The sequence below is a fragment of the Photorhabdus sp. RM71S genome (genome assembly GCF_042879355.1).
GTDB classification, from domain to species: Bacteria; Pseudomonadota; Gammaproteobacteria; order Enterobacterales; family Enterobacteriaceae; genus Photorhabdus; species Photorhabdus kayaii.
In genome coordinates, this window is sequence record NZ_JBHFKV010000205.1 from 1 (window position 1) to 437 (window position 437).

1 pseudogene is annotated in these 437 nt (G+C 54.0%); it reads right to left on the bottom strand.

The annotated features are described in order from the left end of the window. Nucleotides 1–437: pseudogene (locus ACGF5R_RS24535) on the bottom strand (DNA primase); the annotation flags it as partial.

Consider the following 437-nt stretch of genomic DNA (forward strand, 5'->3'; position numbering starts at 1 on the left):
CCGGGCGTTGCTGCGCTGTCGCCGTCTCTTTCACCATCGCTTGTATCAGCAGTAACAGTTTTCGGGTCTGGGGCGACATTTCATCCAGCGTGCGGCCTAATATCTCATGGGCCAGCCGGTTTGCTAAGCTAATATCGTCTTTGGTCACCTCGATATATTCAAGCCGTTTGCCCCGGTGTTCCGCGGTCTTCACCTCGCGCTGGTATTGATGCAGCAGGGCGATACTTTGTATCAGGGTGAGATATTTCATGTGGTCGCGTCGGGTGCGGGTTTTATCGCTCATGAACGTTAACTGTGACGCATAAGGGTTAACGACATTCAGCGGGCGTAACAGCCGCTGGGCGTTCTGATGCAGGTCGGTGATATAGGTCTTTTCATTCTCCGCCAGTAAGCCTTCGAGGGTCTGCTTATGGCGCTGCAACGCGTGGATAGCTTCG